The following is a 24375-nucleotide window of genomic DNA, read 5'->3' as shown; positions in this document are numbered from 1 at the left end:
CATGGCGCGCAAGCCCGTCACCGATGTGTCTGCCTGGTCGTCGCTCACGCTCGAGGGCAACCTCATCGCACCGGCTATGGTCGCGAGCATCGACCGCAGACAAGCCTCCGAGCAGACGGAGGAAGACTACCGGATCCGCAAGGGACTGACGATCCGCGAGGAGATCTCGACCGCCTTCCGCGTCGGCCAGTCCCATTTCGACGCGTTCGCAAAGTTTGAAAAACCATCCCTCGAAGCGACCCGTCGTTTCGTGCGTGACTTCCTCAAAGAGACTTTTGGTTTCGACGATCTGGGCCCAGCCGATGGTGTTGTCTCGTTCCTTGCGGGCGGCCGCGTCCCCATTGTCGTCGTGCCGCCCTCCGACGAAAAGCTCGATAGGCGCAGCCCGACGCTCTCCACCGATCGTTCGCGCTCGCCGGCTTTCGCGCTTCAGGACTATCTTAACGACAGCGACGACGCGCTCTGGGGCATGGTGACAAACGGGGCCGTGATCCGCCTCATGCGCGACAACGCGTCGTTGACCCGGCCGGCGTACGTCGAAGCCGACCTTACTCAAATCTTCACGAACGAGGACGCAGCCTCTTTCGCCGTTCTCTGGTCGCTGATTCACCGGACGCGGTTCGGCGTTGCCGACACACCCGTAACCGACTGTACGCTCGAGCGCTGGCGCGAGGCCGGCTCACGTGAAGGCGAGGCTGCCCGCGACCGGCTGGCGGCCCAGGTCGAAACAGCGCTCAAAGTGCTCGGCTCCGGTTTCCTGGAAGCCAACCCCGATCTCGCCGCCCGGCTAAAATCCGGCGAGGTGAACCTGACCAAATGGTTCAATGAGCTTCTACGCCTCGTCTACCGCCTGATCTTCCTGATGGTGGCTGAGGATCGGAACCTCCTTCACCCCGAAACGGCGAAGCCAGAGTCCCGCAAGCTTTATGTTGAAGGCTACAGCCTCACGGCGCTGCGCGCGCAATGCGTTCGCGCGGCCACTTGGGACAAGCACTACGACCGCTACGAGGGCATCAAGGTAGTCTTCCAAGCTCTTGCCCACGGTCAGCAGGCGCTCGGCCTCCCAGCCCTTGGCGGGCTCTTCGGCACCGACATGCTGCCGCATCTGGAAACCGCGCGCCTGCGCAATCGCGCCTTCATGGAAGCACTCTACCGCCTTTCGTGGCTCTCCGACAAAACCGGAATCGTCCCGGTGAACTGGCGCGCGATGGAGACCGAGGAGTTGGGCTCGGTCTATGAAACTCTGCTCGAACTCCAACCGCAACTGGGCGACGACGGCAAGACTCTGCTTTTCGCCTCTGAAGTCGCAGAGCAGCGGGGCAACCAGCGCAAGACAACCGGCTCCTATTATACGCCCGACAGCCTAGTGCAGCTCCTGCTCGACACCACACTCAATCCGGTGCTTGATGATCGGGAAGCCCAAGCTTCCGATCCCGCCGAAGAGCTCCTGAAGCTCACTGTTATCGATCCCGCCTGCGGCTCTGGGCATTTCCTGCTCGCGGCGGCGCGTCGCATCGCCACCCGCGTTGCCCGTCACCGCGCCGGTGGAATTCCTTCGGCCGCCGACTTCCGCCATGCGCTGCGTGAAGTCGCATGCCGCTGCCTCTACGGCGTGGACCGCAACCCCATGGCGGTTGAGCTGACCAAGGTGGCGCTCTGGATCGAAGCGCTGGAGCCGGGCCGTCCACTCGCCTTCTTCGATGCGCAGATTCGCTGCGGCGACAGCCTGATTGGCGTCCTTAACCGCACGATGCTGCGGGAGGGATTGCCTGATGAAGCCTACAAGCCACTGACCGGCGACGACAAGGAACTCTCCCGCCGCTACGCCCGTCTCAACAAAGAACAGCGCGATCGGGCGAAGGGTCATCCGCAACTGTTCAAGAATTGGTCGCCGCCCGAAATTCTGGCTGAGCGGGATCACAAGCTGAAGGAGATGGCGCAGGACGATCTTGCAAGTGTCGAAGCAAAGGCCCGTGGCTTTGCCGAGATCCGCGCATCGAACGATTGGCAGCGCCTGAAGACAGCCAGTGACCTCTATATCTCGGCCAATTTCTATATGGCTGCTTTTTTCATGCCGAAAGCTTCCAATGCGGCAGGCACAGACGCCATGCCGCTGACCGAGCATGTGTGGCAAGCGGCAGGTGGCGAAGCGCCTGCCGAGCATCTGCGCCAAGGCGCCAAGCTGACTTCCGAGAAGGTGAGCGCCTTCCACTGGTTCATCGAATTTCCCGAGATTGTGGAGCGTGATGGCGGTTTCGATGTCGTCATCGGCAATCCGCCATGGGAGCGCATCAAGCTTCAGGAGCAGGAGTTCTTCGCGGCGCGCTCCCCGGCAATCGCTAGCGCGCCCAACAAGGCAGAACGCCAAAAACTGATCAACGCCCTCGAGAAGGCCGATCCCGACAGCGCAGATGGCCGCCTGTGGCGGGATTTCGTCTTCGCCAAGCGCACAGCGGAAGCAGCCAGCGAATTTGCGCGATCATCCGACCGCTACCCGCTAACGGGCCGTGGCGATGTCAACACCTATGCTCTTTTTGCGGAGCTGTTTTCGCGCCTCGCAAAGCCGACTGGTCGAGCGGGAGTGATCGTGCCGACAGGGATAGCAACCGACTCCTTCACATCCGAGTTTTTCGGGTATCTTGTCCAAAGTCGTAAGCTGCAATCATTGTTTAGTTTTTATGAAATTAGGGGATGGTTCAAAGGAACAGACGATAGAAAATCATTTTGCATCATTTGCATGGGCGGCCAAGCCAAAGCGGCGCAGTTCTGCTTTGACATAAAGAACGTCGGTGAAATAGATCACCCAGAACGCCGATTCGAGCTAACAGAAGACGAAATCGCTCGCATCAACCCCAATACAAGAACGGCGCCAGTCTTCCGCTCTCGCGCCGACGCAGAACTGACCGCAAAGCTCTATGCGAGCGCGCCGGTCCTGATCGAAGAACGGTCACAGGACGAAGGGGGAGACGTCAACCCCTGGGGCATCACGTTCCAGACGATGTTCCACATGTCGGGCGACTCCGGCTTCTTCCGCACGCCGGCGCAGTTGGAGCCTGAGGGCTGGCAGCGCCAGGGGGAAGACTGGCTGCGCGAGACGGCGGCGGCCGTCGAGCGTCGCGTGCCTCTCTACGAAGCTAAGATGATCCATCACTTCGATCATCGGTGGGCGACCTACAACGGCGGTGCGAGCGACGACGAAGAAGGCGCCCGCGATTGCACCCTTGCCGAAAAGCAGAACCCGGCCTTCGAGCCGTCGCCGCGTTATTGGGTGCCTGAGGAAGAGGTCATTTTACGAGCCGCTCGCGTTCCGTCGGCATTGAAAAGCGCTGTCAAACTAGCGCGTGGCGAAGGTCGAAAGGGACGCCGCGAGGCGGATGCTGGTTTGGAGGGATCCGCCCGCGCCGCTGCACTCAAGGCGCTTGTCACCTGGCTTGCCGGGGCCATTGCCGCATTTGAAGGCCACCCGGCGCGGGAGGCCGACATCTTCCGCCTTCTCGGCCGCGCACAGGACTGGCGCGGGGTGCTGAAGGCGTCACCCGAGCGTTTCCTCATCGACCCGAAAACGCTAACTGGCGGCGCGGAGATGCAGCGCGAGACGCCGCTGACGTCGGATGATCTTACCCTCATCACCGAGGGGCCGAAGGATGCGCTGGCACTTGCCGAACTGCTGATTGAGGCCAAACAGCCGCGCTGGTTCATGGGGTGGCGGGATATTGCACTCCGGAGCGTGGAGCGGACGGTGATTGCGAGTGTGTTTCCCAAGGTGGGTACCAATCACAAAGTTCCACTGTTTTATTTATCCCATTCGCCTCACCTTGCGGCTGCGTTTCTGGCAAATATGACGGCTTTGCCGTTTGACTATATAGCCCGACAAAAAATCGGCGGGTCTTCTCTTACGTATTTCTACTTGAAGCAGTTTCCCATTCTTCCTCCGTCCACCTACTCAACCCATGAGCTGGACTTCATCCGCTCACGCATGCTGGAGCTGACCTATACCAGCCACGCCATGAAGCTCTGGGCGGAGGATCTGGGATATTCCGGTTTGCCCTTCGATTGGAACGAAGACCGCCGCGCCCAATTGCGCGCCGAACTCGATGTTTTGTTTGCCAGGAAATACGGCCTGGCTGAGGAGGATCTGCAATACGTCCTCGACCCTGCCAAGGCTAAGGGCGCGGGCTATCCGTCAGAAACCTTCCGCGTTCTGAAGGAAAAGGAAATCCGCCAGTTCGGGGAGTACCGCACCGAACGACTGGTCATAGAGGCGTGGAACCGGATGGAGGTAGGCCGGCCGGCCGACACGCTTCCTATCTCCGTCGAATTGCCGCCTCTCGATGGTCTGCCAGACGGCGCATGGACGTGGTCGGCAAGCGTCCAGGCCCGAGACCGTCTCCGCTACGCGGCGCAACACGCTCTTTGGCAGATGGATCAGGCGAATGATGGTTTACGCGCGCGCTTCGTTATCGCCAGCCTTGCGGAGCCCGCACTGCTTACGCCTCTGCTGACGACCAGCGACCGGAGTCAGTGGATCAGGCTCGTCGGCCCAGAGGCGCAGCCCGCACAAGGCGCGGTCCGGCTAAGCCCGGCCATCAATGCGGCGTGGCGATCGATGTTCGAGACGCTGCTCACCTCAGGCCAATTGGAGGAGCGCGCCGACGGGGCGTGGACACGGGGTCAGCATTTTGGTTCGGCGGGACTGCAAGCCGTTTCCGCCGACGCCCAACGGGCCGCTTTCGCGATCCGTGCGGCCCGGAGCATCGACGTAGGCAGCCTCACCGCTGCCGTTGCACCGGAAGACAATGTGATCTGGGCGAGGTTCGGCAGTGGCCAATCAGGCTGATCTGTTCGCCCCGGCAATCGGTCCGCCGGCGGCGCCTGAAAGCCGGACCGGGCCTCGGCTCTGGGTCCGTCGGCTGGCCATCTTTAGCGATCCACAGACCATCATCCGGGACGTGACGTTGAAGCCCGGTCTCAACATCATCTGGACGCCGGATATGTCGAGCAGCGGCAGCCGCGCCCTGGCCCACGGCAGCGGCAAAACAACCTTCTGTCGTTTGCTTCGGGCTTGTCTGGGGGAGCCAGCTTATGCCACCGACCCCCAGCGATCACGGATCATGGCAAGGCTTCCGAACGGGGTCATAGCGGCGGAAGTTCTGATTGATAGCTTGTGCTGGGTTATTGTGCGGCCGTTGGGCCTTCCAGGCGGCGAGTTCGCTATTCGAGCCGATTCCGTCGAGGAGGCTATCGCGCGCGGCCGTCGCGATGGCGATCAAACATTCATCGACCCTGTCCTGATCGACACCTTCTTCTCGACGATCGCAGGAGCTACGCCGCCCGAAGTCAACCATGACCAGGTCTGGGATGTCCTACGAGCCTGGCTGACGCGCGATCAGGAGTGCCGTCTAGCCGACATTCTGGCGTGGCGGTCATCGCAAACTCAAACCCACTCGCGCGCGCAGGTGCTGGGCGAAACGGCCAAGTTAACCATGGTGCGCCTGGCTTTGCGTGCTCTCGACGCGGAAGAGCGCGCCGCCGCCGCCCGCGAGCGGGAACTCGTGGCTGCTGTCGAGGATGAACGGCGACGCCAAGCTTATCAGCAACAGCGATACGTCGACGGCGTGAGGGCTGTGAGACTCACACTGGGCGTTGGCGACGAGGTTGGTTTTGACGACACGATTGACCAGAGGGGATTGGTCTCACTCGCAGAGGCGGCTTTGGCTGACGCCATGCGAACCGATCTACCGAAGGCGCCGGACGTTGCGTCGATCTTCGCGCGTCTGAACACGCTCAATGAAGAGCGCGGAGCATTCGTTGCGAAACAACAGCAGTTCCAGAACGAGGCGCGCTTCAAGCGAGACGAAGCCGGACGCTACCGATCCGAAGCGAATTTGGGTGAGATCGACATCACCCAGGGACGGATCAGGGTCTGCCCCGTCTGTAGAGTCAGCATAGATGAGGTCAAAGCGAAAGGGTGCAGCATTTCGCTCGAAGCCTGTGACCTGTCTGCGCTGAAGGCCGCAATTGCGGACAAGCAGAAGAAGGCCGCTGAACTGGACGCAGAGGCGAATGGCGCGGAGCAGCAGGCCAAGCGCGTCGAGGTTCAGATTCAGCAGCTCGGTCCCCGACAGGAAGCCCTTGAGGCGGAGGCCAAGGCCGCTGACGTCGCCAGCCGCGCCGCGCAGGCGACCGCGAAGGAGGTGCAAGACCGCATCTATCGAGCAAGGCGCATACTCGATGATGCGCGATCGCTGCACGCAAGCGAAGCAGCCGCTAAACCCACGCCGCCGGGGACTGCAGCGCTGGAAGCAGTTCGGGCACAGTTGGAGTCCGGGCGCTCGCGGGCGCGAGCAGCCATCAGGACTTTGGAGGAGAGGTATCAAGGGGTCATGGCCGCCTGGCTCCCGGACGGGGTGGCGGGCACCATCAAGCTAGATGGCCACGGCTTGAAGGTCGATGCCGAATTCTCAGGACGAGGCGAGGTGTCAACGGCGGCCTTGGACTCCCTCAAGATTGTGGCCTTCGACCTTGCGGCCTTGCACATGGCTGTTGAGGAGAGAGCCGACCTGCCAGCCTTCCTCATTCACGACAGTCCGCGTGAGGCGGACTTGGACGGGCAGCTCTACGCTCGTCTCTTCAGCCTTGTGCATCAGTGGGAGAAAGAGGTGGCAACGCCTTGCTTCCAATACATCGTTACGACCACTACCGCTCCGCCGCCTGAGCTGCAGAACGACAGTCTCATTAGACTTCGGATGAGTTCGACGCCGGCGGAGGAACGTCTGTTTGGAATGGACATCTGATCCTGAAAGATATGATGATTGAAGCGCCCCAGTCCTTTGTCGTCCGCGAGGAATGCCAGAAGGCTGCATCGCAGAACGGCTTTCGCCGCATTCTGGCAGAAGAGGCCGGCTGGTTGGCCTTCGCGTCGACCACTGCCAAGGGCCTGATCTACCTGGCCGCCACAGGATCGTCAGGGCCGTGGTATCTAGCCCTCGACCATCTCGGCATCATCCAGGAATTCGGATTGCCCGCAGCCGATATGTCCGGTCCGGGCCATGCCCGCTTCGCCTTCAACACTCTCGGCGCGCTCTACGCAGTGCTACGCCGCGTCTATGAGTTGGGAGTCAGCCTGCCCGACGCGCCGCTGCGGGAATTTGAGCTTCGCGTCGCAGACCTGCCCCGGACAACCGAGGCCGAGCGGCTGGTGGTGCAGAGGATTGGGCAGGACATATTTCGGGCCCGCCTAATGGATTACTGGCGGGGACGCTGCCCCCTCACCGGCATCTCCGACGCGGCCTTGCTACGCGCCTCGCACATCATCCCATGGGCGGACTGCGAAAGCGATGCCGAGCGGCTCGACGTGCATAACGGCCTCCTCCTTTCGGCGCTGTGGGACGCCGCATTCGACCGCGCGCTCGTGACTTTCGATGACGAGGGAACGCCCGAAATCTCGCCCAGTCTCAGCGAGCAAGCGCGCGCCGAACTCCGTTGGAGTTCCCCGATTTCCCTGACGGACGAGCATCGCCGGCGGCTTACCCGTCATCGCGAGCGGGCGCGAGGGGCGTCGGCCGGGAGGGAATCGCCAAGTGGTGCTTTATAAAAAGTGGTGCGACGCCACCAAGGAAAAGGACAAACGCAAGCGATACTGGACCTACGTTGAAAAGGACGGGGGACGTGACGAAATTCGTGATGCGCTCGCCGAAACGATGCGCTCCCACTATGATCGGCTTGAGCGTATAGCCGATGACGTTCAGCGGCTCGGCTACAAGGTTGCCGCGGAAATCCTGCGCGCGCAGCTCCCTCAGACCGACAAGGGCCGCTCAGGTGATCTCGGCGAGATATTGGCGACCGAGCTGGTCGAGGAAGAAATCGGCCTACGCGTTCCCGTTCGCCGCCTGCGCTACAAGGACGGCCGCAACATGGCCATGCGCGGTGACGACTTTATCGGGGCGGGTTATGGAGGCGAGGACTCAAAGCTTTGGCTGCTGAAGGGCGAAGCCAAGAGCAACAAGGTTCTTGGGAAAGCCACTGTCACGAGCGCCCGCAAGGTGCTCAATCGCGACAATGGCAGATGCACGCCGGACTCACTAGCATTTGTCGCGAACCGCTTGCTCGAAAGCAACGACGACGACGATGTCCAACTCGGCCGCGACCTTCGCGACGAAGTTGGCCTGAAGGCTCTGCGTGCTGATCGCATCGACCACATGCTCTTCACGGTGTCGGGCAACGGTCCACACGCGTCGTTGAAGGGCGATCTCGAAGGCGCGGGGACCAACCGGGATCAGTATGTCGTGAATCTCCACATCGAAGACCACCAGGACTTCATCAAGGAGATGTACCAGAAGGCGGAAGACCTTGGAGACGACTGACGAACTGCAGGCATTCTTGACGCGCGCGACCCAGGACGGCGTGCAGGGCCGACTGCTTTATCGTGGGGCGGCATGGTCACTGATGCGAAGCGATGGCGTTCTGCCTGAAAACGCCCCACCGCTTGGCGCGACAATTGATACCGACCTCGCAGAACATGGATTCGCGCTGCTCCGTGCGGCAATGGCTCTTCGCGCGCAGGCTGGTTCCTCCGACCTGACGAACAAGGCGTTCGAGCGCGCCGGCAACGCGTTCGAAGCGTTGGTCCGGAATGCCGATCCCGAGGCCGCCGACCGTGGCTTCCGCAGGACGATCGCCGCGACGGCCTACCATCTGGCCGGCTTCTCGGCCGTCGCCTATTCGCTTTTCAATGAGGCGTTGGGCGACTTGAATTTGACGCCGGGCGAGATGGCGGTGATGCGGTTGGTGCTCCGCGACCTCGATGGGCTTCGAGCCTTCGTGCGCGGCTGGCTCAACGACGAGGCCCATGGTGACGACCGGATCGCTGCGGGGCTGTCCGGCGAGGATGCCGATGTCGACGAGATCCTGGCGACTGTCCTCAACACCACCATCTGTCGAGCGTTGGCCTTCTTCGACTTCGCGCTGGAGACCGGCGAAGAGGAACCGCTCGAGGTGGCGCGTTCGCTTCTCACAACGGCCGTCAGCCTGGCCGACAATGCGGAGAACGTGCCGCTGTGGTGGATCACCAATATCTGCCGTCATCTGATTGACGACCTCTGGCAACATTCGTTGCACCAGAACCTTCCGACGGAGCCGCCTGAGGGCGCCGCGGAGAAGTATCCCGACCTGCGGCGGCTGTTCATTGGATCGCTCTATGCCCGCAAGAACTCGGAGGTTGAGCTGTGGCCGTCGCAGCGCGAGGCGGCGCGCCGCTCGACGGACGTCAAGGACGACCTCGTTGTCGCCCTGCCCACCAGCGCCGGGAAGACGCGCGTCGCCGAGATCGCCGCGCTGATGACGTTGTCTTCGGCAAAGCGGGTTCTCATCGTGACGCCGTTGCGCGCGCTCTCGGCCCAGACGGAACGATCGTTTCGCAAGACCTTCGCGCCGCTCGGGTTCACCGTGTCGTCGCTGTACGGCGCGAGTGGGCTCTCGGCCGGTGACGAGGATGCGCTCCGCTCGCGGGAGATCATCATCGCGACGCCGGAGAAACTCGACTTCGCGCTGAGAAGCGATCCGAGCCTGATCGACGACGTCGGGCTGATCGTGCTCGACGAAGGCCATATGATCGGGCCGAGTGAGCGTGAGATCCGCTACGAGACGCTGGTGCAGCGCTTGTTGCGCCGCGCGGACTCGGCCGACCGGCGTATCGTCTGCCTCTCGGCGATCCTCCCGAGTGGCGACGAGCTCGACGATCTGACGGCGTGGATACGGGCGGACGAGCCGGGCGAAGCCGTGCGGTCCGACTGGCGGCCGACACGCCAGCGGTTTGGAATGCTGGCGTGGCGCGCGCGCGATGCGCGCCTGACCCTGGATCTAACCAACAACGGCCCGTTCCTGGATCGATTCGTCGTTCAAAAACCGCCCCGCGGCCGTGAGAAGAAGCCCTATCCTCGAAAGACGTCACATCTGGCCCTGTTCGCGGCCTGGGAGTTTGCGGCGCAGGGCAAGCGGACACTCATCTTCTCGACGCAAGCGAACTGGGTTGAGGGGTACGGAAAGCAAGTCGTCGACCTTTGCAAACGCGGCTATCTGGACTCGCTTCTGGATGACGAAGCATCGATCGCTCGCGCGCTCGAGGTCGGCAAGGAATGGCTCGGCGAAGACCATCCGGCGGTGGCGAGCCTGAAGGCCGGCGTCGCCATTCACCACGGGCGCCTGCCCAGCCCGTTCCTGCGAGAGTTGGAGGTTCTGCTGTCGGAGGGCGTCCTCAAGGTCATCGTCGCATCGCCGACGCTGTCGCAGGGGCTCAATCTCAACGCCGCAGTTTTGCTCGTCCCGGCGCTGTACCGAGCTGGCAAACCGATCACCGGCGAGGAGTTCGCCAATGTCGCTGGCCGCGCCGGGCGTGCGTTTGTCGACGTGGAAGGGCTCATCGTCCACGTCATGTTCGATCGCGTCGATTGGCGAAGCGGAGAATGGCGGGGATTGGTGGCCTCTTCCAAAGCCCGAACGCTGAAGAGCGGACTGATCCAGATCGTCGCGGAGATTCTTGAGCGCCTGGCTCGTGAGGGCGTGCTGGCGCGCGCAGACGCGTGGGAATATCTCGCTAACGCGCGCGAGGCCTGGAAGTCGCCGGCAGAAGAAGCGGCGCTCGCCGCTCAGCCCGCGGCGCCCCCCGAAGCCGAGCCCGATGATGATGAAGAGGACGACGAGGCGGGAGGAGACGAGGAGGAAAGCATCGAGGAGGAACCGCTCTCGGAACTCGTCGAGCGTCTTGACGCAACGGTCTTTGGCTTGGTGGAGGCGCTCGATGCCGATCGCGCCGATTTGCCCAAGCTTCTCGACGAAGCGCTCAAAGGATCGCTCTGGGCGCGTCAGATAGCGCGCGAGGGAGAAGGCGTAGAAGCGCGACACCGCAAGGTCTTCGAGGCGCGCGCCAATCTCATCTGGTCGGTGACGACACCCCAGGCCCGCCGGGGCCATTTCGCGATGGGCGTCGGCCTGGAAGCCGGGCTGACGATCGACGCGATGGCGGAAGATCTGGGCGATCTCATCGATCGAGCCGACGCCGCGTCCCTTCCAGGCGACGTCGGCGAACTGGCGGATACCTTGGCGGGTCTCGGCGAACGCCTTCTCGTGATGAGGCCGTTCATTCCGGACAAGAAGAATGCTCTGCCTGCAAACTGGAAGGCCATCCTCAAGCAGTGGGTGTCGGGAGCGGAGGTTTCCGAGATTGGGCCGCACAACATGCGGTTAGTCGAAGAGGCTTTCACCTATCGACTGGTCTGGGCGCTGGAAGCGATCAGAACCAGACGTATGACTCTGGGTTGGTCGTCGGACATCATTCCAGGCGGCGGCGCTGCGTCTCTGGAGACAGGGGTGCCGCAGTTCATGATGTCTATGTTGATCCGCGCTGGACTTCCATCGAGGCGGGCAGCAATAGCGGCTATTAAAAGCACAAACCCGGTGTTCGTGACGCCGGCGGAAATGCGCGCATGGCTTGAGTCCGATGAAATCACTGCATTCACGGATGCAGGCGATTGGCCGACGCCGGATACGGCCGCTTTGTGGGCTCGCTTCAGGACAGAGGCTCTCAGCGGCGGAATCCAGAAGTGGTCGATCGAACGCTACAAGCGGCTGCTCGACGCTCCTGCGCACTCGGCGCCGCCGGCCGGACTTTATCGGGTCATCACGGACGAAGGTGATGGGCGCACATGGCTGGCGACCCCGGACTATCGACGGGTGGTCCCCTTCAAAAAGCCGGCGGTAGATCCGAAGCCGAGCTTGTTCTCGGGAAGGCTGCCCGGGGCGACGGCGGTCGTGGATGCGCTGAGGGTGGGACGGGGCAAGTTGCGATGGCCTCGCGCAGACGCTTGAGCGCGAGAGAGCTTTCGTCTCGGATGGTCAAGGCGGAGACGGATAAAGGTGGGTGATCCAAAACGCGCACGCCTCCACTACCTCCAGCGCCATGCCGGGCGAGTGGATGTCCGAGGTGCCGTGGGATAGGCCATTGCGCAGGGCGATGAGGGCTTCGATCGGGTCGGAAAGAGCGTTGGCGCCGGATGTGATCGCTGGAAGGAAGCCGCCTTTCCTCGCCCTGTCCAAGAGATTGCGCAGCGTGCCACGCGAGGCGCCGCCATGGCCGTTGAGGCGGTGTTTCAGCGCCAGCTCGAACGCGCCGAAGGCCTGGACCTCACCGACGACGAACAGGTCATAGTCGAAGAAGGCGTAGATGACGGTGTTGCGGGCGCGGTCGAAGGCCGCGTCGACGTCGCCTGGCGCGGTCTCGCTGAGATTGATGTTCGCGATCGCTCTATGATGATCGGCAAGCGTCATCCGCCGGGCGACGCCACCTTCAACGATGCACAGATCGGCGAAGCGCGGGTCGGGCTGCAGAATGTCATCGAGTGACTTGAAGGGCATACGCTCGATCCGATCCTGGCGCTGTCTTGCCGAAGGCGTCAAAGGCCTTACGCAGCCAGCCGTGCCTCCTCTTCGGTCTCGTTCGACGGCTCCCCGACAGCCTTGATCAGAAACCGATCAAGCGCGGCTCTGCGCGAATCACGGTCCAGCGCGTAAGCGGTCTGCTTGAACTCGACGCCTTTAAGCAGCCCCTGAATATAACCGGAGATCGTATCGGCGGCCATGATGAGGGCGGTGTCGAGCGTGTGGATATACTTGCTGGTGACAGAACCTTTGGCATGGCCGACCAGCGCCGCGATAGTCACCTCGGTGAAGCCGAGGTCGTTGGCGATGCTCGCGAAGCTGTGGCGGAGGACGTGCGGTGTCACATCGGAAAGCGGAGAGTCCTTGAAGAGTTGCTCCCAATGGTTGGGGAAGCTCCCGAACGCGTTGTCCTCGCCCTGGCCGGGGAAGACGTATGTGCCCACGTCGTCGGTGCGTCGTTGCTCCAGATACTCGACAACCGGCAATCCGATCGGGCGGATGGATTCGCCTTCCTTGCTGTCTTCGAGCCGCAGACAGCTCGCTTCGGTGTCCGCCTCGGTCCACTTCAGGCGGATCATTTCGCTGCGACGGCAGCCGGTCAGCGCGATCTGGCGAATGATATCCACCGTCATCGCGTACTTCTCCTCCTCGGCGGCTTTGCGCAGCATCTCGCCCAGCGTCCGATACTCCGCTTCGGACAGTCGCCGCTTTCGCACGTTGTCCTTTGGCTTGCGGAGACCGTGCGCCGGATTGGACGTTATGATCCCGGCCTCGACGGCATAGGTTAGGATGCCACCGAGGAGCCCGACCGTTCGCGTGGCCGTTCCGGCCCCGCCGCGGACAATGGCCTTGCCGCGTAGCTTCTTCGTCTTGACCGAGACTCGCGTCTTGCCGGCCATGATGTCCTTTAGGACCTTGTTGATGTCGGTCTTGGTTAGGTCCTTCACGCGGCGCGTCCCCAGGAGCGGGATGATGTGCCGCTCGATGCGCCCGGTGTCCGTGACGATCGTCGTTGGCTTCTTAGGCCGCCCGCCCTTCCCCAGGATAAGACCTGCGTTCAGGTCATTGAGGTAGAGCGTGCAGAGATCCTTGACCGTGATGGCCTTGTGATCGAGCTGGCGTTCCTCGGCGGGATTGTCCCCCTGAGCAACGCGGCCCAACTGCACCTTCGCCTCCTGCCTCGCGGTTTCGGCGGTCCAGACGCCATGCAAGCCGATCGTGTAGCGGCGCGAGCGGCCCAATGCTCGGTATTGAAGGACGTAGCTGCGCTTGCCAGAAGCGAAGACGCGCAGCCCGAAACCTGGTAGCTCGTCATCCCAGATGACGTAGTCCTTCTCTCGAACGCCAGCGCTGTCGACGACCCTCTTTGTAATCTTAGGCATGCCGGTCCTCCGACCCGGCGCCGTTTTCTCGCGTAAGCGCCACGTAAGCGGGCGGGAGAAAATCGGAGCGAATGGTCGGATAGGAACGTCGCCTTTGAAATGCAGAATATCCAGTGGTTTCAGACGGATATCGTATCATAGCGTGCCCTATCGCGCTTTTCGGATGGGCAGCTTAAATTGCTCCGAAGGCAGAGGTCGTGAGTTCGAATCTCGCCGGGTCCGCCATTCCCGCCTATCGCGCGATGCTCCCGCCGGTGACCGCATTCCTCCGGGAGGCTTCGCGCCTGACGCGGTCACCGCGCGGCTTTAGAATTGTCGATGCCGTGGACGAACACGTCCACCAGATGCGCGATCTGGGATTTCGATGATCCATTCTGCTGGGTTGCCAGCGAAATCGCGGTCGCGACGCAGACGATGTCGTCGAAGGTAATATCGGCTCGCACCATTCCCGCTGTTTGCGCAAGCTGAAGAATCCGGGCGCCTTCTGCGCTGGTTGCAAGGCATCCGGGCGTTCCGACCTGGAGAACCGCCCCCAGAGAGGCCGCGAGTCCGCGATACACATTCGTGTGCTGGACGAGTTCCTGGAGATAAGCGCGCAAGGCGCTCATCGGATCGCTCTTTTCCGCGCGGCGCCTGCTCGCTGCGGCGAATTTCAGGAAGCGCGCACTGTAAGCCGCCGCCAGCAGGGCCTCGCGGGTGGGAAAGCGGCGGTAAAGCGTCCCGATCCCCACGCCGGCGCGCTTCGCCACATCGTCCAGCGACACGGCGGCGCCGCGCTCCAGAAAGACCTCTTCTGCTGCGGCGAGAATGCGCTCCCGGTTTCGCCGTGCATCGGCTCTCAAGGCGGGTTCATCGGTCACAAGAAATCCACTGCCGCTTGCTAAGTGGAAGATGCCTCCATATATAAAGTGGAGCAATCCTCCATTTAATGCGGAAGCGATCGAACGACATGACGAAGCGGTTCGAGAACAAGGTGGTGGTCGTCACGGGCGGCACGGATGGCATCGGCTTGGCCACGGCCAAGTCCTTTGCCCGGGAGGGCGCTCACGTCCACATCACTGGCCGCCGGCAAGCGCGCCTGAACGAGGCCTTGCAGGAAATCGGACCTACTGCCGTGGGCATGCAAGGGGATGTCAGCAACCTTGCCGACCTCGATCGTCTGTACGGGGAGATCCAGAGAGCAAGAGGCCGCGTGGATGTGGTCTTCGCCAATGCCGGTGTCTCGGAATCCGCACCGATCGGTGGCATTGAGGAAGATCACTTCGATCGCGTGTTCGGCATTAATGTGAAGGGGACCGTCTTCACCGTGCAAAAGGCTTTGCCGCTGATGTCGGCCGGTGGCACCGTGGTTTTGGCCGGCTCGGGAGCCGGCAGTAAGGGTTTTCCAGCTCTCTCTGTCTACAGCGCGACAAAGGCGGCGATACGTTCGCTCGCGCGCACTTGGACGACCGATCTCAAGGGTCGGGGCATCCGGGTGAATGTCGTTTCGCCGGGAATGGTGCTGACGCCCGCCATGCAGACCTATCTGCAGGACAACCCGGGCTCCGAGGCGTGGATGCAGCAAACCATCCCGTTCGGCAGGCTCGCCGAGCCCGAGGAAATCGCCAAGGCGGTTCTGTTTCTGGCCTCGGACGAGAGCAGCTTCGTTGGAGGCGAGGAACTGTTCGTCGATGGCGGCTTCGTCGCGGTTTGAGACGCTTTCCGAGTCCTGGGCTGCCGAAGATCCATCAGCCTGTGGCGTCTTTCATCCGGTACCGCTGCGATCCTGCTGATGCCTTTGAAGGGGGAGTTGGATAGACATGAAGACAAGAGCCTGGACGCTCATCGGTCGCCCCGTCGGCCTGCCAACACGGGATCTCTTTGCGCTGGGTGAATTCGACCTCGCCCCGCTCGCTGACGGCGAAATCCGCGTGCGCAACCTGTGGCTCACGGTTGGGCCTGCTATGCGAGTCAGGATGTCGGCGGAGAGCCGGGGTTATCTTCCCCCCTATGATCTGGCGACGCCCTTGAGCGGGTGGGCGATCGGCGAGGTGGTCCATTCAAGGTGTGGCAAGTGGGCGATAGGTGACCTGGCCGTTCATCAGTATGGCCTTCGCGACGTCGGCCAAGGACCATCGACGGAGTTCGAGAAGATTCCCATACCGGGACCCGATCCCGAACACTATCTCAATGCGCTGGGCTCGACCGGCTACACCGCCTATGTCGGTCTGGTCGAAATAGGCAAACCTCGGCCAGGCGACACCCTGTTCGTGTCGGGTGCCGCAGGAGCCGTGGGCAGCACGGCGATTCAGATCGGCAAAGCCCTGGGCCTGAATGTCATCGGGTCGGCCGGCGGAGAAGCCAAGTGCCGTCTTCTGCGCGAACTCGGTGCCGATGTCGCCATCGACTATAAAACGCCGGGCCTTCTCGTCGACAAACTCGCCGCCGCCGCTCCCGGCGGGATCGACATCTACCTCGACAATGTCGGCGGCGAACATCTCGACGCTGCCCTGGCCTTGGCCAATCCACATGCACGCTTTGCCATCAGCGGCATGATAAGCAGCTACAATCAGGAACGCGCCTCCGACACGATGCATCACCTCAACCGGATCGTGACGCAGCGCATCCGGGTTGAGGGCTATTTGCCATTCACCGACCATCTCGATGGGCTGAGCCGCTATCGCGATCAGATGTGGTCGTGGATACAAGCCGGCACGTTCCGGCCCTGGCAAACGGTTCGCGAAGGACTCGATTGCGTTCCGCAGGTCGTCGAGGACCTCTTTGCCGGGCGCTTTACGGGGAAGCCCCTTATTCGCCTCTGACGGGGTCGGATGGGCGGCTGCCGCTCGGCGCGCCTCGCGCGACGGCGGTAGAGGCTTCGAGCCGGGAGGCCCGTACTTCGGGAGGGCGCCGGGGCCCCGAAGGACCCCGGCACATCGATGGATCAGAGACCGTGGTCTTCCCGCATCATCTCGGCGGCGCGTTCGCCGATGATGGCGCAAGGGGCCTGGGTGTTGCCGGTGGTGACCCGGGGCATGATCGAGCCGTCGGCCACCCTCAGCCCGCTGGTGCCATAGACACGCAGCGTTGCATCCACGACCGACATATCGTCCCGCCCCATCCTGGCGGTGCCGCTCTGGTGCCAGTAGGTGACGGCCGCGTCGCGGATGTAGGTGTCGAGATCCTCGCCCTTCACCTCGCCCGGCATGGCTTCGCCACTGACGAAGGGACGGAACGCCGTTGCATTGCCCAGCGCGCGGCAGAGTTCGACGCAGGCCGAAGCTGTGGTCATGTCCCGGGCGTCGGACAGGAAGTTCGCGTCGATCTCCAGCGCCGCGGTCGGATCGGCGCTCTGCAGTCGCAGGCGGCCTCGGCTCTCGGGGTGGGCGAGGCCCGCGAACATCGTCCAGCCATGCTGTGGCACCCCACGCAATGCAGTGCGTTCGCTCGGCACCGGAAACTCGACCTGACAGAATAGCAAGTCGGGCGCGTCCAGGTCGGGCCGGCTCTTCCAGTACATCGTCGCTTCGCTGCCGCTGTTCCGGGGCGCCAGCGGCTCCGAGAGGGCCCAGGTACAGCCGAAGGAAACATGGTCCTGCAGGTTGCGCCCGACGCCCGGCAGGTTCTGGACGACCGGGATGCCGAAGCGCTCAAGCTCGCGACGCTCGCCGATCCCGGAATGCATCAGGACCTTCGGAGTCTGGAGGGCGCCGAGAGACAGCACGACTTCCGTCCGCGCACCGATGGTCATGGTCCGTCCGCCGTGCACCAGTTCCACCCCGCTCGCCCGAGTGCCCTGGAACACCACCCGTTGAACGAGCGCCCCGGTGAGCACGGTCAGGTTCGGGCGATCGAGCCACGGATGGACGTAGGCGCGGTACAGAGAATGACGCCGCCCGTCTCGCACCAGCATGTCGGTGATCGCGGCACCGCCCGCCTGCTCCATCATGCGCCCGTTCGGATGGTCGAAGACGGGGATATCGAGTTCGCCGGCGGCATCGAGCATCGCGAGCGCGAGCGGACTCGGCGCGGAAGCGGGCTGCACCCAGACCGGCCCTCCGCTGCCGCGATACGCGGGGTCGGGAGTACCCTGCCAGTCCTCGATGCGGCGATAGATCCCGAGCACGCTCTCGTAACCCCAGCGCGCATCGCCCGCCTCCGACGCGAAGAACTCCCAGTCGCTCTTGTGTCCACGGGCCCAGACCATCACGTTGACGCTAGACCCGCCGCCCAGCCCTTTGCCCATCGACATGGGGATCCTGCGGCCGTTGAGATGGGGATTGGGTTCAGCCTGGAATCCCCAGTCACGCTCGCTGCCGAGATTGGTGGGCCACAGGGCCGGATTCAGGACGGATTCGGCATCGTCGCTGCCGCCCGCCTCAAGCAGCAAGACCTGTACGGCGACGTTCTCGGCCAGCCGCCGCGCGATCACCGACCCGGAAGAGCCAGCGCCGCAGACGATGAAATCGTAGCTGGGCCGAAGCGCTTCCGTCAGCCGGGCCTGATTCTCACGCCCACGCTGGATGGTGTTCGATGTATCGATGTCGCCCATGAATCGCTCCTTTGCGTGATATCGCAATATTTATTATCGCGATAATACAAAGATGGTGTCGACGGCAGACCACTTCAACGAAAACAATTATCGCGATATCGTTTTTCCGCTACAATCCGGCCGACGGTTTCATCGGGGGCAGGAGGCGAAGGTGAAGAAGGCGAAGAGCGAATCCGGCACGCCGGTCCCTCTCGAGGATCAGCTCTGTTACTCCATCTATTCGGCGAACATGGCGATCCAGCGCGCCTACAGGCCGCTGCTGGACGGTCTGGGACTGACCTATCCCCAGTACCTCGTGCTCAACGTCCTCTGGGCCGAGGACCGCCGGACCGTCGGCATCATCGCCGAACAGCTCGGGCTCGAGTCGAGCACACTGACGCCGCTGCTGAAACGGCTCGAAGAGGCCGGGCTGGTGCGCCGGACGCGCAACCCCGAGAACGAGCGGCAGGTCCTGGTGGAACTCACCCAACCGGGCCGGACGTTGCGCGCCCGCGCCGGGTGTCTCGGCGATGCACTCCTGTCGGTCTCCGGGGAGAGCGCAGCAGAGTTGGCTGCGCTCAACACGCACGTCCGACACCTGCGCGATGCGATCTACGCCAGTATCGGCGGCTGGGACTTGTCCGGCCGATAGAGCGTCAGGCTTTCGCCTCGCACGGTCTGAATCGCGCTGCCGAAAGCAGAGGTCGTGAGTTCGAATCTCGCCGGGTCCGCAATTCGCGCACAAGGCCCGCGGACACTCTCCGGACACCCGGCCTGGCTGGCCGTTGCCGATCACGATCCAGGCACTTTCCGATGGCAAGCAGCCCTGGCCCGGGCGGAGTCGACGGCGACGGGGAAATGTCCCGTCGCCCTCTGGATCGTCGAGGGACTTCTCCCTTGGGTCTTCTCAGATCCGCTCGATGATGATCGCCGGCGCCATGCCGCCGGCGGCGCACATCGTGACGAGACCGAACTGCTTGTCCTGCCTCTCGAGCTCGTCGAGGACGGTGCCGATCAGGATGGCACCGGTCGCTCCGATCGGGTGGCCGAGCGCGATCGAGCCGCCGTTGACGTTGACCTTGTCGCGATCGAGATCGAGGTCGCGCACGAACTTCTCCGAGACGACGGCGAAGGCCTCGTTGATCTCCCAGAGGTCGATGTCGTTCTTCGTGAGACCGGCCTTCTCCAGGACCTTGCGGGCCGCCGGCACCGGCGCGTTGAGCATCAGCTCGGGGCTGTCGCCCATGTTCGCCATGGCCACGACGCGGGCGCGCGGCTTGAGGCCGTGGGCTTTCGCGTAGTCGGGCGACGCGAGCAGCACGGCGGCCGAGCCGTCGACGACGCCGGAGGAATTGCCGGCATGATGGACATGCTCGATCTCGAGGCCGGGATAGGCCTGCAGGATCAGCGAGCGATAGGTCATGCCCTTGTCGTCGAGCGGGATGTCGGCCATCGCCGTGAAGGCGGCCTTGAGGTTCGCCAGTCCCTCGCGAGTCGTCTGCGGCCGCGGATATTCCTCGCGATCCAGGGCGAGCGTGCCGTCTTCCTTGTAGACGGGGATCAGGGACTTGGCGAAGCGGCCCTCGGCGATGGCGATGGCCGCGCGCTGCTGGCTGATGTAGCCGGCCTCGTCCAGCGCCTGGCGCGGGATCTTCTCCAGCGTGGCGATAGCGTCGGCGCAGATGCCCTGGTGCGTCTGGGGGTGATGCAGGCGCAGGCGCAGATTGCCATTGTCCATGACCGGCGGGCCGCTGCCGCGGCTGCGGTCCATCGACATCATCTCGGTGCCGCCGGCGACCACCAGGTCTTCCATGCCCGACTTGATGCAGGCGGCGGCGAGGCTCACGGCGCTGATGCCCGACCCGCAGAAACGGTCGATCGTGATCCCGCTCGCCTTCACGTCATAGCCGGCATCAAGGGCGGACATGCGACCGAGATCGCCGCTCTGCTTCGAGACCTGGGCGGCCGTCCCCCAGATCACGTCGCCGACTTCCTTCGTGTCGATCTTGCTGCGTTCGGCGATCGCCTTGAGAACGGTCGCACCGAGCTGTTGCGGATGAACCTCCCACAACGCGCCCTTGCCCGCCTTGCCGACGCCGCGGGGCGTGCGGCAGGCATCGATGATCCATGCTTCGGTCATTGCTTGGTCCTTTCCCGGTCCCGGCTCAGCGTGGCGCCATGCGGATGGCGCCGTCAATTCGGACGTCTTCGCCATTGAAGTAGCCGCAGGTGATCATCGTATGGGCGACCTGCGCGTATTCCTCGGGGCGTCCCAGGCGCTTGGGGAACGGGACCGAGGCGGCCAGCGCCGCCTTGACGTTGTCCGGCGCCCGCGCGAGCAGCGGCGTGTCGAAGATGCCGGGCAGGATCGTGTTGCAGCGAATTCCGTCATTGGAGAGGTCGCGCGCCACGACGAGCGTGATGCCGACGACGCCGGCCTTCGAGGCGGTATAGGCGACCTGGCCGATCTGGCCGTCCTCGGCCGCGACCGATGCGGTGTTGAGGATCACGCCGCGATCCCCGTCGGCCTGCGGTGCAAGCGTCAGCATGCCCGCCGCCGACTTGGTGATGCAGCGAAACGTGCCGATGAGATTGACGTTGATGATGCGCTCGAAATTCTCCAGCGGATATTCCTTGGGAGCCCCGGTCGTCCGGTCGAGCGACGCGGTCTTCTGGGCGCCGCCGCCGACGCCGGCGCAGTTCACCAGGATGCGCTCCTGCCCGTTGGCCGCCCGCGCCTTCGCGAACCCGGCCTCGACCTCTTCGGTCGACGTCACGTTGACCTTGCAGAAGACGCCGCCGATTTCCCTGGCGAGCGTCTCGCCCTGTTCCTCGTTGAGGTCGAAGATCGCGACCTTCACGCCGTGCGAGGCCAGCATGCGCGAGGTGGCGGCGCCGAGGCCGGACGCGCCGCCCGTGACGACCGCGGCCACTGTCTTGTCGAGTTGCATGAGCGATGATTCCCCCGGGATATGATGGCTTGAGTGGTTCGACAGAATTGTTAGAGCATCGTGGCCGCGCTTGGCCAGAGGCGCGCATCCGCCGCACGAAACATGGAGCCGCCATTCGAAAGCGACAGAGGCCAACCGGCCAGCACCTATTGGCCAGATACGAGCGGCAGATCTCGAAACACGCCTCGACTGGACACCCCCAAGAGGGAAGGCAAACCGGGGCTAGCCGGATGAGCCATTGGGCGACGGGACGATCTGTTTACGCCGGCGGGCAGGTCCGGCACTCTCCCGAGAGGAACCAACAGTCAGGGAAGTCTCGCTTGGGCCCGGTATTTCTCCACGACTTCTTCTACGAGTTCGTCACCCTGTTCGTGATCCTCGATCCGTTCGCCACGGTACCCCTCTTCCTCATGGTCACGGCCGGCCTCGACCGGCGGCAGTCGCTGCTGGTCGCGGCCTATGCTCTGGGCGTCGCGTTCCTGATCCTGCTGTTCTTCATCGTGCTGGGGCGGCCGCTCCTGTCGGCGCTCCACATCCCCATGGCCTCGTTCCAGCTCGCAGGGTCGCTCATCCTGCTGCTGTTCGGCCTCAAGATGGCGCTGGGCAAGGTCGCCGAAGAGGCGATGACCATGCCGGCCGATGCGACGCCGCTCCAGCGGGCGATCTTTCCCCTGGCCATTCCCGGTATCGCCGGCGCAGGCGCGATCCTCACCGTGGTGCTGCTGACGGACAACAACGTGCGCTCGATCGGCGAACAGGTGACGACAACGGCGATCCTGGCGCTCTGCCTCTGCCTGCTCTTCGTCGCCTACGCCCTCGCGGGAACCCTGTTCCGCGTTCTCGGGAAGTCGGGCATCGAGATCGTGACCCGGGTATTCGGCCTCATCCTGTCGAGCATCGCCGTGACCGGCCTTGTCGTCGCCATCAAGCTGAGCTTCGGCCTCCGCTGAGGCATCGAAGGTGCCAACTCAAAGCCGCAACACCCAGGCCTCGACGTTGCCCTTGCCCTTGACCTCGATCTCGCCGCGCGCCTCGAAGACGAACTGGTCCTTGAGCTTCTCGTAGACCGGGCGCGTGACCTGCACCGAATCGGGAATGCCGCCGGACTCCATGCGGCTCGCCAGGTTCACCGTGTCGCCCCACAGGTCATAGATGTACTTGCTCTTGCCGATCACGCCCGCGACCACCGGCCCGCTGTTGATGCCGACCCTCAGCTTCATCGATACGCCGTGCTCCATCGCGTGCTCGCGCGTGATGTGCACCATGCGGATGGCCATGCGCACCATACGTTCGGCATGGTTGGGGACCGGGACGGGCAGGCCGCACACCGCCATATAGGCGTCGCCCACCGTCTTGATCTTCTCGATGCCGAGTTCGCTCGCGGCGACATCGAAGCGCGTGAAAAGGCCGTTCAACAGGGTGACGACATCGGCCGGCGGCATCTCCGACGACAGCGCCGTGAATCCCACGAGGTCGGCGAAGGCGACCGTGACTTCCGCAAAGCCGTCGGCGATCCCCTGCTCGCCGCCGCGCAGGCGATTGGCGATCGGCGCCGGCAGCACGTTGAGCAGAAGTTCCTCGTTCTCCCGATTCTTCGTTTCGATGACGCGGTTCTTCTGGTTGATGTCGTCGATCATGCCGTTGAAGGCGAGGCAGAGCTGGCCGATCTCGTCGCGCGTCCGCACCGCCACGTGCGCATCGTGATCGCCGGCCGCGAAGCGGCGCACGCCGGCAGTGAGTTCGCGCAACGGGCCGAGCAGCGAGCGCGACAGCCAGGCGCCGGTCACGATCACCACGAGGAAGGCGATCGCCCCCACGATCAGGAGATCGCGCTCCAGACGGTAGACCGGTGCAAATGCCTCGGCAGCGTCGATCTTGGCAACGATGCCCCACTTCACGCCGGGGATTCGAATCGGCCCCCAAGAAGCCAGAGTCGGAACGCCGCGATAGCCGACGACTTCGCCAACGCCTTCGACGCCGCCGATCGCAGCCCGCGTCGCGGGCGTGTCGGCACGCTGGTGGAGGATGGGCGAACCAAATCTCCTGATCGCAGCCATTTCCTCTTCAGAGCCACCGCCGGCCTTGAGCTCCGAGAAATAGAGGTTGGGATTTTCAAAGTAGTTGCGGCCGCTCGAACGCACCAGGAAATCGGGCCCGACCAGATAGGCCTCACCGGTGGCGCCGAAGCCTTCGTTGCGCCAGCGCCGGCCGCCGGTGACGATCGCGTCGATCTCCTCGATCGCCAGTTCGGCGACCAGCACGCCGGTCACGACACCCTGTTCGATGACCGGCGCCGCCATGAAGGCCGAGGGCACGCCGCCTGCCGGCAGGTAGGCTGAAAAATCCTCGAGGCATGTGGCCGACGGATCGGGCGAAATGGCACACCGGGCCGCCGCCGCCGCCAGATTGGAATGGCGATAAGGGCCGGCCCGCAACGACGTGGCGAAATCCGGGTCCTTGTCGACGGTGTAGATCATTCGCCCGCTTCGGGGGTCGACGATCATGAAATCCTGGAACCCCAAGGTCGCCCCCGCCGTCCGCATCAGCGGATGGTAGATTGCATGGACCTTGCTGTAGGCGCTGCCATCGCCCGCATTGTCGAGCAGGTCGCGTCGCCCCTCCGGATGGGGATTCCTGACGATATAGAGGTCCTGCAGGAAATACGGCGCGGCCGTCATCGGCATGAATTCGTCCGCGCCTACGTCCTTGCCGAGCAGCTTGCGCACCATCGGCATGTACTGGGTGTCGTACCATGCGTGGACGGCCTGCTTCACATCCGCAGGCACTTCCTTGCCGTCGAGTTCGTCGACGGCCTCGCGGAAGCCGCGCGTGGCGTCGACGACCATCTTCGAGGCCGCGAGCAGGCGGACCTCGTTGCGCACGGTGCGGAAGTAGGACTCGACCTGATGGGCCTTGGTCTCGCGCGCCGCGGTGAGCTGGGCGAAGATCGCGCGCTCCAGCGCCTCGCGGGCGCGGATGTATCCCAGGACGCCGGTGATCATGACCGCCACGGCGCCCAGCAGCAGCAGGATCGCAAACAGCTTGGCCGCGAGTCCCCAGCGTACGGGCCGTGACTCGGCAACGATCTCCGTCATCGGAG

The 24375-nt window shown here is 63.6% G+C and carries 16 protein-coding genes; 9 read left to right on the top strand and 7 right to left on the bottom strand.

The features are described from left to right. The first annotated feature begins 1 nt into the window (after window position 1). From EPO41_RS10115 to EPO41_RS10095, 5 genes are read left to right on the top strand one after another with little or no spacing between them, the layout of a single operon-like run. Window positions 2-4837, top strand: coding sequence for an N-6 DNA methylase (locus EPO41_RS10115; protein ID WP_296324117.1), 4836 nt, complete (start codon window positions 2-4; stop codon window positions 4835-4837). Beyond that, the gene (locus tag EPO41_RS10110) at window positions 4821-6794 is read left to right on the top strand and encodes a DUF2326 domain-containing protein (RefSeq protein WP_296324112.1); all 1974 of its coding nucleotides are present in this window, start codon (window positions 4821-4823) and stop codon (window positions 6792-6794) included. Before EPO41_RS10115 ends, EPO41_RS10110 begins: the two co-directional genes overlap by 17 nt. Window positions 6795-6805: 11 nt before the next feature. Next, on the top strand, window positions 6806-7594 hold the full coding sequence (locus tag EPO41_RS10105) for an HNH endonuclease signature motif containing protein (RefSeq protein ID WP_296324109.1): 789 nt from the start codon (window positions 6806-6808) through the stop codon (window positions 7592-7594). After that, the gene (locus EPO41_RS10100; RefSeq protein WP_296324106.1) at window positions 7581-8363 is read left to right on the top strand and encodes a DUF1837 domain-containing protein; all 783 of its coding nucleotides are present in this window, start codon (window positions 7581-7583) and stop codon (window positions 8361-8363) included. The genes EPO41_RS10105 and EPO41_RS10100 overlap by 14 nt, the downstream gene beginning before the upstream one ends. After that, on the top strand, window positions 8350-11862 hold the full coding sequence (locus tag EPO41_RS10095) for a DEAD/DEAH box helicase (protein ID WP_296324103.1): 3513 nt from the start codon (window positions 8350-8352) through the stop codon (window positions 11860-11862). The genes EPO41_RS10100 and EPO41_RS10095 overlap by 14 nt, the downstream gene beginning before the upstream one ends. A 27-nt stretch (window positions 11863-11889) precedes the next feature. On the opposite strand, the gene EPO41_RS10090 is transcribed toward EPO41_RS10095, so the two are convergent. The 3 genes from EPO41_RS10090 to EPO41_RS10080 all read right to left on the bottom strand — a co-directional run bounded on the left by EPO41_RS10090 (window position 11890) and on the right by EPO41_RS10080 (window position 14674). Next, complete coding sequence (locus tag EPO41_RS10090) at window positions 11890-12408, bottom strand: hypothetical protein (RefSeq protein WP_296324100.1); 519 nt, start codon at window positions 12406-12408, stop codon at window positions 11890-11892. 47 nt (window positions 12409-12455) lie between these two features. Next, the gene (locus EPO41_RS10085; protein WP_296324097.1) at window positions 12456-13814 is read right to left on the bottom strand and encodes a site-specific integrase; all 1359 of its coding nucleotides are present in this window, start codon (window positions 13812-13814) and stop codon (window positions 12456-12458) included. A 293-nt stretch (window positions 13815-14107) separates the two neighbouring features. Next, window positions 14108-14674 carry a TetR/AcrR family transcriptional regulator gene (locus EPO41_RS10080; RefSeq protein ID WP_296324094.1) on the bottom strand — a complete coding sequence of 189 codons (567 nt, stop codon included), beginning with the start codon at window positions 14672-14674 and terminating at the stop codon, window positions 14108-14110. A gap of 89 nt (window positions 14675-14763) precedes the next feature. On the opposite strand from EPO41_RS10080, the gene EPO41_RS10075 reads away from it, so the two are divergent. Next, window positions 14764-15507 carry a glucose 1-dehydrogenase gene (locus tag EPO41_RS10075; RefSeq protein ID WP_296324091.1) on the top strand — a complete coding sequence of 248 codons (744 nt, stop codon included), beginning with the start codon at window positions 14764-14766 and terminating at the stop codon, window positions 15505-15507. A gap of 106 nt (window positions 15508-15613) precedes the next feature. Further along, on the top strand, window positions 15614-16615 hold the full coding sequence (locus EPO41_RS10070) for an NADP-dependent oxidoreductase (protein ID WP_296324088.1): 1002 nt from the start codon (window positions 15614-15616) through the stop codon (window positions 16613-16615). Window positions 16616-16737: 122 nt separating this feature from the next. Here the strand turns inward: EPO41_RS10070 and EPO41_RS10065 are convergent, their stop codons facing one another. After that, the gene (locus EPO41_RS10065; RefSeq protein ID WP_296324083.1) at window positions 16738-18345 is read right to left on the bottom strand and encodes a GMC family oxidoreductase N-terminal domain-containing protein; all 1608 of its coding nucleotides are present in this window, start codon (window positions 18343-18345) and stop codon (window positions 16738-16740) included. 151 nt (window positions 18346-18496) lie between these two features. On the opposite strand from EPO41_RS10065, the gene EPO41_RS10060 reads away from it, so the two are divergent. Next, window positions 18497-18976: a MarR family transcriptional regulator gene (locus EPO41_RS10060; protein ID WP_296324080.1), complete on the top strand. Its 480-nt coding sequence runs from the start codon at window positions 18497-18499 to the stop codon at window positions 18974-18976. Between the two features lie 255 nt (window positions 18977-19231). Here EPO41_RS10060 and EPO41_RS10055 read toward each other — a convergent pair whose 3' ends face one another. Beyond that, the gene (locus EPO41_RS10055) at window positions 19232-20464 is read right to left on the bottom strand and encodes an acetyl-CoA C-acetyltransferase (protein ID WP_296324078.1); all 1233 of its coding nucleotides are present in this window, start codon (window positions 20462-20464) and stop codon (window positions 19232-19234) included. A gap of 25 nt (window positions 20465-20489) precedes the next feature. Then, on the bottom strand, window positions 20490-21275 hold the full coding sequence (locus tag EPO41_RS10050) for an SDR family NAD(P)-dependent oxidoreductase (protein WP_296324075.1): 786 nt from the start codon (window positions 21273-21275) through the stop codon (window positions 20490-20492). 320 nt (window positions 21276-21595) lie between these two features. Between EPO41_RS10050 and EPO41_RS10045 the strand changes: the two genes are divergently transcribed. Continuing rightward, window positions 21596-22225, top strand: coding sequence for a MarC family protein (locus tag EPO41_RS10045; RefSeq protein WP_296324072.1), 630 nt, complete (start codon window positions 21596-21598; stop codon window positions 22223-22225). 18 nt (window positions 22226-22243) lie between these two features. Here EPO41_RS10045 and EPO41_RS10040 read toward each other — a convergent pair whose 3' ends face one another. Then, on the bottom strand, window positions 22244-24370 hold the full coding sequence (locus EPO41_RS10040) for an adenylate/guanylate cyclase domain-containing protein (RefSeq protein WP_296324070.1): 2127 nt from the start codon (window positions 24368-24370) through the stop codon (window positions 22244-22246). Between the last annotated feature and the right edge of the window lie 5 nt (window positions 24371-24375).

It is taken from the genome of Reyranella sp. (assembly GCF_004297265.1).
In the GTDB taxonomy this organism is placed as follows: domain Bacteria; phylum Pseudomonadota; class Alphaproteobacteria; order Reyranellales; family Reyranellaceae; genus Reyranella.
Note: the sequence above shows the minus strand (reverse complement) of the source record. Positions and strands in the feature narration are given on the sequence as shown.

Coding starts and splice junctions, on each gene's coding strand:
- EPO41_RS10065 (WP_296324083.1), bottom strand. CDS start 18,345: ATGGGCGACATCGATACATCGAACACCATCCAGCGTGGGCGTGAGAAT.
- EPO41_RS10105 (WP_296324109.1), top strand. CDS start 6,806: ATGATGATTGAAGCGCCCCAGTCCTTTGTCGTCCGCGAGGAATGCCAG.
- EPO41_RS10090 (WP_296324100.1), bottom strand. CDS start 12,408: ATGCCCTTCAAGTCACTCGATGACATTCTGCAGCCCGACCCGCGCTTC.
- EPO41_RS10085 (WP_296324097.1), bottom strand. CDS start 13,814: ATGCCTAAGATTACAAAGAGGGTCGTCGACAGCGCTGGCGTTCGAGAG.
- EPO41_RS10050 (WP_296324075.1), bottom strand. CDS start 21,275: ATGCAACTCGACAAGACAGTGGCCGCGGTCGTCACGGGCGGCGCGTCC.
- EPO41_RS10040 (WP_296324070.1), bottom strand. CDS start 24,370: ATGACGGAGATCGTTGCCGAGTCACGGCCCGTACGCTGGGGACTCGCG.
- EPO41_RS10055 (WP_296324078.1), bottom strand. CDS start 20,464: ATGACCGAAGCATGGATCATCGATGCCTGCCGCACGCCCCGCGGCGTC.
- EPO41_RS10070 (WP_296324088.1), top strand. CDS start 15,614: ATGAAGACAAGAGCCTGGACGCTCATCGGTCGCCCCGTCGGCCTGCCA.
- EPO41_RS10115 (WP_296324117.1), top strand. CDS start 2: ATGGCGCGCAAGCCCGTCACCGATGTGTCTGCCTGGTCGTCGCTCACG.
- EPO41_RS10075 (WP_296324091.1), top strand. CDS start 14,764: ATGACGAAGCGGTTCGAGAACAAGGTGGTGGTCGTCACGGGCGGCACG.